The organism is Serratia sp. J2, assembly GCF_046269175.1.
Classification (GTDB): Bacteria; Pseudomonadota; Gammaproteobacteria; order Enterobacterales; family Enterobacteriaceae; genus Chania; species Chania fonticola_C.
Genome location: NZ_JBKABN010000006.1, coordinates 104,795 through 118,500, shown reverse-complemented (window position 1 = coordinate 118,500; position 13,706 = coordinate 104,795). Strand labels below are relative to the sequence as shown.

General features: G+C 42.8%; 12 protein-coding genes. All 12 read left to right on the top strand.

The features are described 5' to 3' along the window. Nucleotides 1–15 precede the first annotated feature (15 nt). The 12 genes from ACKWMY_RS08645 (at nucleotide 16) to ACKWMY_RS08590 (ending at nucleotide 13,705) form a co-directional block, all read left to right on the top strand. On the top strand, nucleotides 16–2,001 hold the full coding sequence (locus ACKWMY_RS08645) for a phage tailspike protein (protein WP_409486177.1): 1,986 nt from the start codon (nucleotides 16–18) through the stop codon (nucleotides 1,999–2,001). A gap of 545 nt (nucleotides 2,002–2,546) precedes the next feature. Further along, a complete protein-coding gene (gene rffG, locus ACKWMY_RS08640; protein WP_409486176.1) occupies nucleotides 2,547–3,611 on the top strand; it encodes a dTDP-glucose 4,6-dehydratase in 1,065 nt (354 codons plus the stop codon). A gap of 19 nt (nucleotides 3,612–3,630) precedes the next feature. Continuing rightward, nucleotides 3,631–4,500 carry a glucose-1-phosphate thymidylyltransferase RfbA gene (rfbA, locus tag ACKWMY_RS08635; protein ID WP_074028859.1) on the top strand — a complete coding sequence of 290 codons (870 nt, stop codon included), beginning with the start codon at nucleotides 3,631–3,633 and terminating at the stop codon, nucleotides 4,498–4,500. Between the two features lies 1 nt (nucleotide 4,501). Then, a complete protein-coding gene (gene rfbC, locus ACKWMY_RS08630) occupies nucleotides 4,502–5,038 on the top strand; it encodes a dTDP-4-dehydrorhamnose 3,5-epimerase (RefSeq protein WP_074028861.1) in 537 nt (178 codons plus the stop codon). Next, a complete protein-coding gene (rfbD, locus tag ACKWMY_RS08625) occupies nucleotides 5,035–5,895 on the top strand; it encodes a dTDP-4-dehydrorhamnose reductase (RefSeq protein ID WP_409486175.1) in 861 nt (286 codons plus the stop codon). The genes rfbC (ACKWMY_RS08630) and rfbD (ACKWMY_RS08625) overlap by 4 nt, the downstream gene beginning before the upstream one ends. Before the next feature lie 216 nt (nucleotides 5,896–6,111). Next, nucleotides 6,112–7,125, top strand: coding sequence for a UDP-glucose 4-epimerase GalE (gene galE / locus ACKWMY_RS08620; protein ID WP_409486174.1), 1,014 nt, complete (start codon nucleotides 6,112–6,114; stop codon nucleotides 7,123–7,125). 243 nt (nucleotides 7,126–7,368) lie between these two features. Further along, nucleotides 7,369–8,433, top strand: coding sequence for a dTDP-glucose 4,6-dehydratase (rffG, locus tag ACKWMY_RS08615; RefSeq protein WP_074028866.1), 1,065 nt, complete (start codon nucleotides 7,369–7,371; stop codon nucleotides 8,431–8,433). 14 nt (nucleotides 8,434–8,447) lie between these two features. Beyond that, complete coding sequence (rfbA, locus tag ACKWMY_RS08610) at nucleotides 8,448–9,317, top strand: glucose-1-phosphate thymidylyltransferase RfbA (protein ID WP_074029091.1); 870 nt, start codon at nucleotides 8,448–8,450, stop codon at nucleotides 9,315–9,317. Between the two features lies 1 nt (nucleotide 9,318). Beyond that, nucleotides 9,319–9,855 carry a dTDP-4-dehydrorhamnose 3,5-epimerase gene (gene rfbC / locus ACKWMY_RS08605; RefSeq protein ID WP_074028868.1) on the top strand — a complete coding sequence of 179 codons (537 nt, stop codon included), beginning with the start codon at nucleotides 9,319–9,321 and terminating at the stop codon, nucleotides 9,853–9,855. Further along, complete coding sequence (rfbD, locus tag ACKWMY_RS08600) at nucleotides 9,852–10,712, top strand: dTDP-4-dehydrorhamnose reductase (RefSeq protein ID WP_409486173.1); 861 nt, start codon at nucleotides 9,852–9,854, stop codon at nucleotides 10,710–10,712. Before rfbC (ACKWMY_RS08605) ends, rfbD (ACKWMY_RS08600) begins: the two co-directional genes overlap by 4 nt. A gap of 820 nt (nucleotides 10,713–11,532) precedes the next feature. Then, entirely contained in the window at nucleotides 11,533–12,354 is an 822-nt protein-coding gene (locus ACKWMY_RS08595) for an ABC transporter permease (RefSeq protein ID WP_074028872.1), read from the top strand. Further along, nucleotides 12,344–13,705 (top strand): ABC transporter ATP-binding protein, encoded by a 1,362-nt coding sequence (locus tag ACKWMY_RS08590; RefSeq protein ID WP_409486172.1) that lies wholly within the window; start codon nucleotides 12,344–12,346, stop codon nucleotides 13,703–13,705. The genes ACKWMY_RS08595 and ACKWMY_RS08590 overlap by 11 nt, the downstream gene beginning before the upstream one ends. The last annotated feature ends 1 nt before the right edge of the window (nucleotide 13,706 follow it).

Genomic DNA, 13,706 nt, shown 5'->3' with positions numbered 1-13,706 from the left:
TTTTGAGGTTGTATCATGAATAGACGTGGTTTTATTAAGTCTTCATTAATCGCTACGATTGCTGGCAGTGGTTTTACTTATGCTAAAGAAATAGCGGGCACTCAAAATTTTCAACAGACTGATGTTTATGGAAAATACTTGCAAAATGCAAAAATATTCATTGGTGAGATTGGTAAGGAACCTTCTCTCGCGACAGATCAAATAGAACTTTTCAAAATTGACTCTACTGGGAATAAAATAAGTGTAGTACAACCTTTAACTACTGACAATAGTGGGAAATTAATTGGGATAACTGATAAAGAATTCTTAGTATTAGACCATGATTTTTCCGTGGCTATTTATGACTTAAACGGGAAGTTAAATTATAAAAACTTGCATGTTAATGTTTCTGAGTTTAAGATAAAAGATTCGTTGCGTTCGGTCAGTAGTTCTTATAATGATAGTCAATATGCTAGTGTTATAAATAACCCATTTTTAATTACAGGGCGTACTAACATTAGGAATCCACGCTGGAATGCACCAATTGATAATGCAAGTGATCCTGATGCTGCTAATAGCAATGTTTCTGCAATTAACATGATGCTATCTAGTGGAAATAAGTCAGTTGAGCTTGATGATATTAGTAGATACGTAAATTCCACAGTTTATCCTCAGGATAGTGTGACGATATCTGGAGCTGGTCGTTCAGTTGCATCTATTATCTGGATAGGCGGAGACTACCCTATTATAGCACGTCCTAATTTCAAAGATCCTAATGCTAATGGAATATCCAATGTTCGTCTAGTCGACCTGAGAATTATGGATAATGCATTAAAAAGAAATTTTTTTTATTCTATAGATATTACTAATGGGAACAGTTGTGGACTTGAGCGTTGTTGGTTGGATGCAAGAAGTGGCGATTCCCCTAGTGATAAATATGGTGTAATACTAGGTAGTTCTAAGGGCAGTAACAATAAAAACATTAAATCCTTTGTGGCTCATGTTAAAGACTCGAGGTTATCTAGTGCAACCTTAGTGATGAATACGACAGATTATTATATATCAGGTTCTGAATTGTGGGGTAATAATAGAGAGAATGCGGTAGAACTTGGCGGTGGAGGAACTATCTGTGGTGGAACACAAATAGTTCCTGGGTCAAATTCTGGTATATATTTATTTAATGACTCTAAATATGATATAGATACCTTGAAAATAATTGGTGTATATTTTGATGGTTCATCAGATAAGAATTTATTTACCGGCTGGGGGATTTTATCTGCAGATAATATAGGATTGATCAGTGCAGAGATTATTGGTTGCGATTTTTGGCATTTAAACAAAGGAGGAGTGAAACTCGATAAGTTATACTCTTCAACTATTACGTCTAATTTTAGGGATTGTGATTCTGACGATTCCGGGGAAAGTGATATAGTAATATCAGATATATATTCCTCATACGTTTATAATAGACATTTTCGCTCAAACTCTCCGAAGAGTAATAAAAAGAATCTCACTCGTGTTAATCTTTCTCCACCTTATGATCTCAGGGGGCGAAAGGGATTTCCAATATCTAGCGTAGGAGGGCAGGTAAGTTTCTCGGACTCTTATCTTTCAGGGGCGCTTATTAACACCGACTGTTTTGAAGGTCTTGGAGGTAGCGCCAGAACAGACATTATCTATAATGAAGACCCTCATCCTGCACCATACTCTGGAAAAATCATTAACGCTACCGGAAGGGCTAAGTTTAGCAACGGAGTTCATTTTACTGACTTAACAAATGATGGTATAGAATTAAGTGAGGAAATTGACGTGAATTCTTTAATTACATCTGCTAAATATATTGTTACTAATAATTTAAGCATCGAAAATAACATTCAAAATATTGCCCCTCCATATTTATTGGATGTGATCTTTGTTAAAGAAGAGCATACAATTCAAGTGTTAAGAAGCATATTGGACTGTGCGAGTGCTATACGTGAACGTAATAATGGAATATGGGGGGAGTGGAAAAGCAAGAAATAGATGCCTACTTTATATTATCAATGGTAGGCATTTCGGGTGAGGTGTCTATATAATTAGTGTTATTTGTGGAATATAAGTAGATATTGTCTTTTATAAGGCTAATCTCTATTCTTATAATATTTTCTTGCCATGATGTTATTGAAAGTGCTGTGATCCCTTTTATTTAAAATTTGACTGGGTCAGAAAATTAATAATATAAAGTGGCTCGGACCTTTCAAAGGTGTGTTTTATTTTATATCTCTCTTTTGAAAGGTGGAAATATACTATTTAATTTTTTGCCATAAGTTTATGAACCATCTCGTGGTGTAAGCCAATAGGTGTGATTTTTTTATAATTAATGTATTATAATGTATGTGTTGCGTGTTCTATTTGTATATTTAATTGTTACTGTCATTTTTGATTTAATAAGCGCATATCTCTTTGTGTAAAACTTATTGAGATATTCGTTTTATTGGCTAGATTTAAATAAAGGTCACTAAGACTTAAATGTCAAGTTTAAGTTAGGGCGACGACTGGTTGCATCATATTATTTATAGAGGGCTAGCATGAGAGTTATAGTTACTGGCGGTGCCGGATTTATTGGTTCAGCCGTCGCACGTCATATTATTAATAATACCCAGGATGAAATATTGGTTTTAGATAGCCTGACATATGCCGGGAATCTGGAATCACTAGACACAATCACTAGTAGCGATCGCTACAAATTTGAACATGTAGATATTTGTAATCGTCAGGGATTGGACCGTGTATTTACCGAGTTCCAGCCTGATGTGGTTATGCACCTGGCCGCCGAGAGCCATGTTGATCGTTCCATTGATGGGCCTGCTGCATTTATCGAAACCAATATCGTGGGCACCTATACTCTTCTAGAAGCTGCGCGTCAGTATTGGCTAACTTTGGATGACGCGGCTAAGAAAGCTTTCCGTTTCCATCATATCTCGACCGATGAGGTTTATGGCGATTTGCACGGGACGGAAGACCTGTTTACGGAAACCACGCCTTATGCGCCAAGTAGTCCTTACTCAGCCTCGAAAGCCTCAAGCGATCATCTTGTCAGAGCTTGGCTGCGTACCTATGGTTTACCGACTATTGTGACCAACTGTTCAAACAATTATGGCCCTTATCATTTCCCCGAAAAGTTGATACCGTTGACGATCCTTAATGCGCTGGAGGGTAAGGCTTTACCGGTATACGGTAATGGTGCTCAAGTTCGGGATTGGCTGTATGTGGAAGATCATGCACGGGCTTTGTATAAGGTTGTTTGTGAAGGCGAAATTGGGGAAACCTATAATATTGGTGGTCATAACGAGCGTAGGAATATAGACGTGGTGCAGACCATTTGCCGGTTACTGGACGAATTGGTCCCTAACAAGCCTGGTAATCTGCTCAAGTATGAAGATTTGATCACCTTTGTGACTGACCGCCCTGGTCACGACATGCGCTATGCGATTGATGCCTCGAAAATTGACCGTGAACTGGGTTGGAAACCGCAAGAAACCTTCGAAAGCGGCATTAGAAAAACGGTTGAGTGGTATTTGGCTAACCAAGCCTGGTGGAGCCGTGTTAAAGATGGTTCATATACTGGTGAGCGTCTGGGTTTAAACCGTTAATCTAATTTAGGAATCTGAAATGAAAGGAATTGTACTCGCGGGTGGTTCAGGTACTCGTTTGTATCCGATTACACGTGGTGTTTCTAAACAACTGCTACCTATTTATGATAAACCGATGGTTTATTACCCGATCTCAGTGTTAATGCTGGCCGGTATTCGTGATATTTTAATTATATCTACCCCCGAAGATATGCCTTCGTTCAAACGCTTATTGGGTGACGGAAGTCGCTTTGGTATCAAGCTGAGCTATGAAATCCAGCCAAGTCCTGACGGTCTGGCGCAGGCCTTCCTGATTGGTGAAGCGTTCATCAATGGTGATCGTTGTGCATTGGTTCTGGGGGATAATATTTATTTCGGCCAAAGTTTTGGCAAAAAACTTGAAAATGTGGTCGAAAAAAATTCCGGGGCCACGGTGTTTGGCTATCAAGTAATGGACCCTGAGCGTTTTGGCGTGGTTGAGTTTGATGACAATTTCCGCGCATTATCTCTTGAAGAAAAGCCAACTGTACCGAAGTCTAACTGGGCGGTTACCGGCTTGTATTTCTACGATAATGAAGTCGTTGAAATGGCAAAACAGGTTAAACCATCCCATCGTGGTGAGTTAGAGATCACTACGCTTAATCAAATGTACTTGGACGCAGGTAAGCTGAATGTTGAGTTGCTTGGCCGGGGTTTTGCTTGGTTAGATACTGGTACTCACGACAGTCTGGTCGAAGCATCTCAATTTATCCATACCATTGAAAAACGGCAGGGTTTCAAAGTTGCTTGTCTGGAGGAGATCGCATTCCGTAAGGGTTGGCTCTCTCGTGAGCAAGTTGCTGAAGAGGCCAGATTACTTGGTAAAACACTCTACGGCCAGTATTTGTCGCATCTGATTGGGGAGTTATAAGATGCAGGTAATAGACACAAAAATCGATGGTGTGAAAATCATCCTGCCGAAAGTATTTGGTGATGCTCGCGGTTTTTTCCTCGAAACGTTTGAAAAGAAACGTTATCAAGAAATGCTAGATATTGACCTTGATTTTGTTCAGGATAACCATTCACGCTCTGCGCGCAATGTATTGCGTGGCCTTCATTTCCAAAAGATAAATCCTCAGGGGAAACTGGTTCGTGTTGTGCGTGGCGAAGTGTTTGACGTTGCGGTGGATATTCGCCCTGGCTCTCCAACTTACGGCGCTTGGGAGGGGGTTATCCTCTCCGAAGAAAACAAAACCCAGTTCTGGGTTCCGCCGGGTTTGGCTCATGGCTTCGTTGTGCTCTCTGATGTTGCAGATTTCGAATATAAATGCACTGATTATTACAATCCAGCACATGAAGGCTGTCTGCTATGGAATGATCCACAGGTTGGTATTGAATGGCCTATCGATAATCCATTGTTGTCCGAAAAAGATAAAGTCGGCAAGTTATTCAAGGATCTAGGACTATGAAAATCTTACTGACCGGCGCGAAAGGGCAACTGGGGAGTTGCTTCCAGGATCGCTTACCAGCCGGGTGGGATGTGTGGGCAACTGATGCCGATGTGCTTGATATCACTGATCTTGTTAAAGTAAAAAGCGCGGTAGTTGATTATCGACCGAATGTTATTGTGAATGCTGCGGCGTTCACTGCTGTTGATAAAGCAGAAACTGACCATGAAATCGCGGCATTGATTAATGAAGTAGGTCCGAAGAATTTGGCTTTGGCGGCCAACGAAGTGGGAGCTCGCCTAGTACATGTTTCTACGGATTATGTTTTTGATGGTGAGGCTACTACCCCCTATATTGAAACCGCATCAACTAACCCGCTAGGGGTGTATGGCAAAACTAAACTGGACGGCGAGATTGCGGTTAGCCTCTATCAACCTGATGCGTTGATTATTCGTACGGCCTGGGTTTTTAGTGAGTATGGTAATAATTTCGTTAAAACCATGCTAAGGCTTGCACAGGATCGTGACACTTTAGGTGTGGTATCTGACCAGTTTGGTTGCCCTACCTATGCGGGGGATATTGCTCAGGCAATTATCGTGCTCTTGCAGAAGAAAGCAGCAGGTGGGGTTTATCATTTCTGTGGTGATAAAACAGTGGCCTGGAATGAATTTGCAGAAGCGATTTTTTCAGCAGCAATCAAGCAAGGCGTTTTAGCCAAGGCACCGCTAGTTAATGGGATTACAACGTCACAATATCCCACGGCAGCCAGAAGGCCGAAGTACTCTGTGCTTAACTGCGAAAAAATACAAAACCAAGGAGTCATCTTATCTCCTTGGAAGGATCGCATCGACGAGATTATTACCATTCAACCTAAGTAACTGTTAAATTCATTTAAGGCCTTCCACAGCACTATAATGGGCGCTGTGGGCATGGTGAATGACTTTGAAACGGAAGACCTCGAGAGGGCTGCAGAGATGTGGCCTTTTTTTTGAACAAAATCTTTATCATGACTCAATACTCTTGGTGAGCGGAAGGTTAGAATAGCAGCTCAACATATTCATTTTCAGCGCTTCAGGCGCTTGCAAGGAGTTCAGATGGCAATTCTAGTCACCGGCGGAGCCGGCTACATCGGTTCCCACACCGTTCTTGCCCTGCTGGAGCGTGGAGAGGAGGTTGTCGTCCTAGACAACCTGTCTAACTCATCCGAAGAGTCACTGCACCGTGTGGAGCAGCTAACAGGCAAAGCAGCCATTTTCTATCAAGGCGACATTCAAGATCCGGAGTGTCTGAACCGCATATTCGATGGCCACCGTATCTCGGCGGTGATCCACTTTGCTGGCCTCAAAGCAGTAGGGGAGTCAACCCGCAAACCGTTAGAGTATTATCAGAACAACGTCTCTGGCACGCTGGTGCTGCTGGGTGAAATGCGTCGTGCCGGAGTTCACCAGTTTATCTTCAGCTCTTCGGCTACTGTTTATGGCGCTAATTCTCCAGTACCTTACGTTGAAACCACGCCTATTGGCGGTACGACTAGCCCGTATGGCACATCCAAACTGATGGTTGAGCAGATCCTGCAAGACTTCGCCAAGGCTGAGCCTCAGTTCTCGATTATTGCTTTACGTTACTTCAACCCAGTCGGTGCTCATGAGTCTGGCCTGATCGGCGAAGATCCCAATGGTATCCCTAATAACCTGCTGCCTTACATCTCACAGGTTGCTATCGGCAAGTTGGAGAAGCTAGGTGTGTTTGGAGGGGATTATCCAACCGAAGACGGCACCGGCGTGCGTGACTACATTCACGTGATGGATCTGGCGGAAGGCCACCTGATGGCAATGGATCATTTGAAGAAGGTCGAAGGGTTCAAGGCTTACAACCTGGGAGCCGGTATTGGGTTCTCCGTGCTGGAAATGGTGCATGCTTTCGAGAAAGCCTCCGGCATTACTATCCCTTATCAGATCTTGCCACGTCGGGATGGTGATTTGCCTGCGTTCTGGGCCGACGCCAACCTGGCCAAGAAAGAGCTTGGTTGGGAGGTCTCTCGGGGTATTGACACCATGATGCGCGATACCTGGAACTGGCAAAGCAAGAACCCAAAAGGGTATCGCTGATAGTCGCGTTTTATTTGCAATGTTGAACTTTTATTGCCGGTATTTTGATGGCGAATGAGGGTTGGTTCTTGTAGAATATTACGCTTCTTTAACATAGTTAATACTATAGTTTACTGATTTTTAAGTGATTGAGACCTAAGGTCACTATAGCCCAAGTTACTAACAGAGTAACTTTTGGTTAATTTGAAATCATAGACACTGGCGTGGCTGCAAAGGGCCACGTCTTGTTGTTTAGAGGGTTATATGAAAATTATCATTACCGGTGGCGCTGGCTTCATTGGTTCCGCCGTTGCGCGGCACATCATCAACGACACCCAAGACCAAATCCTGATCTTAGATAGCCTGACATACGCAGGTAATCTCGAATCTTTAACGTCAATAGCAAGCAGCGAACGTTACCAGTTTGCCCAGGTGGATATCTGTAATCGTCAGGAACTGGACCGCGTGTTTGCCGAGTTCAAGCCAGATGCGGTTATGCACCTGGCTGCTGAGAGCCACGTCGATCGTTCCATTGATGGTCCCGCCGCATTTATCGAAACCAATATTGTGGGTACCTATACCCTGTTGGAAGCGGCCCGGCAGCACTGGCAAACTTTAGATGAGCAGGCAAAGCAAGCATTCCGCTTCCATCATATCTCCACTGATGAAGTTTACGGCGATCTGCACGGTACCGATGATCTGTTCACTGAAAACACACCTTATGCGCCAAGCAGCCCTTATTCAGCTTCGAAAGCCTCGAGCGATCACCTTGTCAGGGCTTGGTTACGCACTTATGGCCTGCCGACTATCGTAACGAACTGCTCCAACAACTATGGCCCATACCATTTCCCGGAGAAACTGATCCCGCTAACCATTCTTAACGCCCTTGAAGGTAAAGCGTTGCCGATCTATGGCAACGGTACTCAAGTGCGCGATTGGCTGTATGTGGAAGATCACGCGCGGGCACTGTACAAAGTTGTCTGTGAAGGTGAAGTAGGTGAAACCTACAACGTTGGCGGCCATAACGAGCGTAAAAATATTGAAGTCGTGCAAACGATCTGCCGTTTGCTAGATGAGCTGGCGCCGAATAAACCCGGTAACCTGGCTAAGTATGAAGACCTGATCACCTTTGTGACCGATCGTCCTGGTCATGACATGCGCTATGCGATTGACGCCTCGAAAATTGATCGTGAGTTGGGTTGGAAGCCGCAAGAAACCTTTGAGAGCGGTATTAGAAAAACGGTTGAGTGGTATCTGGATAACCAAGCTTGGTGGAGCCGTGTCAAAGATGGTTCATATGCTGGAGAACGTCTGGGTCTAACCCGCTAATTTAAGGTATGAAAATGAAAGGTATTGTTTTAGCAGGTGGGTCAGGCACACGTCTCTATCCTATTACGCGTGGTGTGTCAAAGCAGCTATTGCCAATCTACGATAAGCCGATGATTTACTATCCGCTATCAGTATTGATGCTGGCGGGGATACGCGACATTCTGATTATATCCACTCCAGAGGATATGCCGTCATTTAAGCGGTTACTCGGCGATGGGAGTCGTTTTGGCATCTCATTGAGCTATGCAATTCAACCTAGCCCGGATGGATTAGCGCAGGCATTCCTGATTGGTGAAGAGTTCATCAATGGGGACAGCTGTGCTCTGGTATTAGGGGACAATATTTTCTTTGGCCAAAGTTTTGGTAAGAAGTTGACGTCAGTAGTTGAACGTAACCAGGGGGCAACCGTATTTGGTTACCAGGTGATGGATCCTGAACGCTTTGGCGTGGTGGAATTTGATGATGACTTCCGGGCACTATCTCTGGAAGAAAAACCAACGAAGCCCAAATCTAACTGGGCCGTTACTGGGCTTTACTTCTATGATCATCACGTTGTTGAGATGGCGAAGCAGGTCAAACCATCCTCACGTGGTGAACTAGAGATCACCACGCTCAACCAGATGTATCTGGATAAAGAAGCTCTCAATGTTGAGTTGCTTGGGCGCGGATTTGCGTGGCTGGATACCGGTACTCACGACAGTCTGATTGAGGCTTCCCAGTTTGTACACACGATCGAAAATCGCCAAGGGTTCAAGGTTGCTTGCCTGGAAGAGATCGCCTACCGCAAAGGGTGGCTGACTCGTGAGCAAGTAGAGGCAGAGGCTAAACTGCTTAGCAAGACCTTGTACGGGCAGTATTTATTGCAACTGAGTCTGGAGAAATAGAATGCAAGTCACAGATACCAAAATCGATGGTGTGAAGATTATTCAACCCAAGGTATTTGGCGATGCTCGGGGCTTTTTCCTGGAGACGTTTGAAAAGAGACGCTATCAGGAAATGTTGGATATCGATCTGGATTTTGTTCAGGATAACCACTCGCGTTCATCACGCGGTGTGCTGCGTGGCCTGCATTTCCAAAAGATAAATCCTCAGGGTAAACTAGTGCGTGTAGTGCGCGGCGAAGTGTTTGATGTCGCGGTTGATATCCGTCCTGGCTCTCCAACTTACGGTGCTTGGGAAGGGGTGATCCTTTCCGAAGAAAATAAAACCCAGTTTTGGGTCCCGCCGGGCTTGGCTCATGGTTTTGTTGTGCTTTCTGATGTCGCAGACTTTGAATATAAATGTACGGACTATTACAATCCTGTACATGAAGGTTGCCTATTATGGAACGATCCAGAGGTGGGAATCGAATGGCCATTAGAGAATCCGCTACTCTCTGAAAAAGATAAAATTGGCAAACTGTTTAAGGAGCTAGGCCAATGAAGGTTTTGTTGACCGGCGCCAACGGGCAATTGGGGCGTTGTTTTATCGATCGCCTCCCTGCAGGTTGGGAAATACTGGCAACCGACAGTGATTCTTTGGATATTACTGATTTCGAGAAGGTTAAGCACACCACACTTACCTTCCTGCCTGATGTGATAGTGAATGCAGCCGCTTATACCGCCGTAGATAAAGCGGAAAATGATTGCGAAATGGCTAAGTTGATCAATGAACAAGGGCCAAAAAACCTGGCTTTGGTAGCCAAAATTGCCAATTGCCGCCTGGTTCATGTATCAACAGACTATGTCTTTGATGGTCTCGCTGATACGCCGTACTGCGAAAATGACACAACCAACCCGTTAGGAGTTTATGGTAAGACTAAACTCGATGGTGAGATTGCTGTTATGGTTACCCAGCCCGAAGCTATAATTATTCGCACCGCGTGGGTATTCAGTGAGTATGGCAATAATTTCGTGAAAACCATGCTACGTCTGGCGCAAGATCGCGACGTTTTGGGCATTGTATCAGACCAGCGCGGTTGCCCAACTTACGCTGGTGATATTGCCGCCGCTATCATCGACCTGTTGAAAGGTGGTGCGGAAGGTGGCATTTATCATTTCTGCGGTGACAAAGACGTTACCTGGAACGAATTCGCCGAATTTATCTTCACCTCAGCGTTTGAGCAAGGTCTTTTGGCTCGCAGCCCAACGATTAACGCTATCACCACCGATCAATACCCAACTCCTGCACAAAGACCGAAGTATTCGCTGTTAAATTGCGAAAAAATCAAAGCGTGCGGGGTTGTGCTATCCCAGTGGCAAGATAGGGTCGGCAGTGTAGTCAGAGCTGTTCAGATCTAGCATAACAGTCAGTAAGTGCATTGTGTCGTGCCCAGCTAACCGGTTGGGCACAGTTAATATACTGATATTTCCAATGTAAAAAGCATATCCTATTGATTATATTCAATAATACTCCTCTCTGACTCCCTCTCTCATTTGTCCTCTGAACGCCTAATCGAAGACGTTTCCTTATCCAATAGAAGCCGTAGATCCATATCACTGCTAGTGAGTTGGTTGTTTTTACCGCTATTCGATTAAGAACATACTGAAACTATCAAGATTCTAAAGGTGTTTTAATCGATATGGTGGTAGCATATGGCCCGAAGTTTTGTGTGGGCGAACCCTAATAGTCTATTTGGGCTTTTATGGCAAGTAGCCGAGCTTTTCTCGGGGAAATCCACTCTAAAGTTGAGATATATCTATTGGCTACTGCATGCCAAGGGCGGTAGCGTGCCTTTTTTTGGGCAATCTGTTGGGTATATTTGTTGTAACTACCGAATTTTCATGATGTTGTCGCGATATTCAAAATAATTCATTAATGAGACTTTTCTTATTGACTATTGTGTTTTTTTTTGGATTTTCAGTGTTTCATTTTATGAAATATCGATTCATTTATCAAATGACACAAACTATGGGTGAGTTAATGCGCATGGTAAGTGTCCTCTATAGTGGTAAAGGATGGAGATAAAACCAACCAATTATCGATTCTAGGAAATTACTCATATACATTTCAGGTTTATGAATAACCAATTATTATTTGATATATAAACCCACGTGAACCATTTCCAGGTAACCTTGTCAGTATCTGTGTGAGTTCAGCAATAATTATTGGAATATTTTGATGAAAAAAAGCAACAATTCATCACCAATCGCTGTAGTATCGAGCTTTTGGCTGCATAGAAAACTTATTCTTAATCTAACCAAAAGAGAAGTATCTGGCAGATATAAAGGTTCGGTTTTTGGCATTCTTTGGTCTTTCTTTAACCCTATTTTTATGCTGGTGGTTTATACTTTTGTCTTTAGTTTTATCTTTAACGCGCGCTGGAGTACAGAGAGCACCTCCAGAGCTGAATTTGCATTGGTGTTATTTGCTGGATTGATTGTTTTTAACTTTTTCAGCGAGTGTGCAATAAAATCACCCGGGTTAATATTATCTAATGTAAATTATGTTAAGAAGGTGATTTTTCCATTAGAAATACTACCCATAATTAGCGCATGTTCTGCATTGTTTCATGCGGCAATAAGTATTGTTGTTTGGCTGATCTTTTATACTATTGAAGCAGGCATTCCACATATCACTGTGTTTCTGCTTCCGGTTATATTATTGCCATTGTTCATTTTTGTTACTGGTGTAGGTTGGTTGCTGTCTTCTTTAGGCGTATTTTTGCGAGATGTGGGGCAAATGATAACGATCTTGGTCACTGCACTTATGTTTTTATCGCCTATTTTTTATCCAATTACCGCTATTCCAGAAAAGTATAGGCCATTGTTAAACCTTAATCCTTTAGCGCCTGCTATCGCACAATTCCGAGATATCATGTATTTTGGTGTTGTACCTTCATTGGTTAGTTATATCATCTATCTAGTAGGTTGCTTGGTTTTTGCCTGGTTCGGTTTTTTTGTTTTCCAAAAAACGAGAAAGGGATTTGCAGATGTCCTCTGATAATATAGCTATCAGCATTAAAGACATAAGAAAATGTTTTTATGTCTATAATAATCCGCATGACAGATTAAAGCAGTTTGTTTTACCGAAATTAAAACGCCTTATCACTAGTGAATCAGAAAATTACTATAAAGAATTCTGGGCGTTAAATGGTATCTCTTTTGACGTTATGAAAGGCGAAACCGTTGGTCTTATTGGCAAAAATGGTAGTGGCAAATCTACACTTTTGCAGATTATTTGCGGTACGTTGACAGCGACCAGTGGTACTGTGGAGACTACCGGCAGAATAGCCGCTCTACTTGAGTTAGGCTCAGGATTCAACCCCGAGTTTACTGGTCGAGAAAATATCTATCTGAACGCTGCAATTTTGGGGCTTTCCAAAGCGGAAATAGATAATAAATTCGATGCTATTGCCGCCTTTGCTGATATCGGTGACTTTATTGAGCAGCCGGTCAAAACCTACTCTAGCGGTATGGTGGTCAGGCTAGCCTTTGCAGTACAGGCACAAGTCGATCCTGATATCCTTATTGTCGATGAAGCTTTGGCAGTTGGCGATGCGAAGTTTCAAGCAAAGTGTTTTGACCGTTTAAGACAGTTGAAGAATAATGGAACTAGTATCCTGTTAGTGACACACTCCGGAGAGCAGATTGTCACGCATTGCGACAAAGCGGTCCTTCTTAGTGGTGGGAATAAGCTATATCAAGGTTCTCCTAAAGTCGCTGTCAATAAGTATATGGACATACTATTTGGCAAAACCCAGAGTCCAACCAAGGATGATGTGGTAGCTGAAGCTAATGTAAAAGCTAACAATACCCTAAATTCAGCATCTTCTGTTGCGGCGGGTTTGAGCTTGGATACCGACTGCTTTAATACCAAGGCTAATTATAATAAAAACGAATATCGCTGGGGTGACCGTGCCGCTTCCTGGTTAGATTATCAATTATTTGCTGGGGAACGCCTTAACCCAGCAACTGTTTATGCTGATGAAAAGATAAAAATCCGCTGTTCAATTTATTTCGAAAAAAATATACATAATCCTATCATTGGTTTTGCAGTGAAAACCAAAGAAGGGGTGACGGTATATAATACAAATTCACATTTGCTAAATGAAGACACCCTTCAACATGGACGGGAAAATACCCACTCAATTGTTGAATTTGAATTCGAAAACAAACTAGGTGCTGGTGATTATTTCATTTCTTTAGGGATTGCCTCTATGAAGGATAATGAGGTGGTACCGCATGATAGACGATACGATGTAATTCATTTCCTTGTACCAACTGTGGAATCTTTTTCAGGGATGACAAACTTAGAACTAAACCTAAAAATTAACTCTTCATTTGGTAAATAAT

Excerpts from the sequence above, each read along its gene's own strand:
- ACKWMY_RS08645 (WP_409486177.1), top strand. The coding sequence starts at position 16 with ATGAATAGACGTGGTTTTATTAAGTCTTCATTAATCGCTACGATTGCT.
- rffG (WP_409486176.1), top strand. The coding sequence starts at position 2,547 with ATGAGAGTTATAGTTACTGGCGGTGCCGGATTTATTGGTTCAGCCGTC.
- rfbA (WP_074028859.1), top strand. The coding sequence starts at position 3,631 with ATGAAAGGAATTGTACTCGCGGGTGGTTCAGGTACTCGTTTGTATCCG.
- rfbC (WP_074028861.1), top strand. The coding sequence starts at position 4,502 with ATGCAGGTAATAGACACAAAAATCGATGGTGTGAAAATCATCCTGCCG.
- rfbD (WP_409486175.1), top strand. The coding sequence starts at position 5,035 with ATGAAAATCTTACTGACCGGCGCGAAAGGGCAACTGGGGAGTTGCTTC.
- galE (WP_409486174.1), top strand. The coding sequence starts at position 6,112 with ATGGCAATTCTAGTCACCGGCGGAGCCGGCTACATCGGTTCCCACACC.
- rffG (WP_074028866.1), top strand. The coding sequence starts at position 7,369 with ATGAAAATTATCATTACCGGTGGCGCTGGCTTCATTGGTTCCGCCGTT.
- rfbA (WP_074029091.1), top strand. The coding sequence starts at position 8,448 with ATGAAAGGTATTGTTTTAGCAGGTGGGTCAGGCACACGTCTCTATCCT.
- rfbC (WP_074028868.1), top strand. The coding sequence starts at position 9,319 with ATGCAAGTCACAGATACCAAAATCGATGGTGTGAAGATTATTCAACCC.
- rfbD (WP_409486173.1), top strand. The coding sequence starts at position 9,852 with ATGAAGGTTTTGTTGACCGGCGCCAACGGGCAATTGGGGCGTTGTTTT.
- ACKWMY_RS08595 (WP_074028872.1), top strand. The coding sequence starts at position 11,533 with ATGAAAAAAAGCAACAATTCATCACCAATCGCTGTAGTATCGAGCTTT.
- ACKWMY_RS08590 (WP_409486172.1), top strand. The coding sequence starts at position 12,344 with ATGTCCTCTGATAATATAGCTATCAGCATTAAAGACATAAGAAAATGT.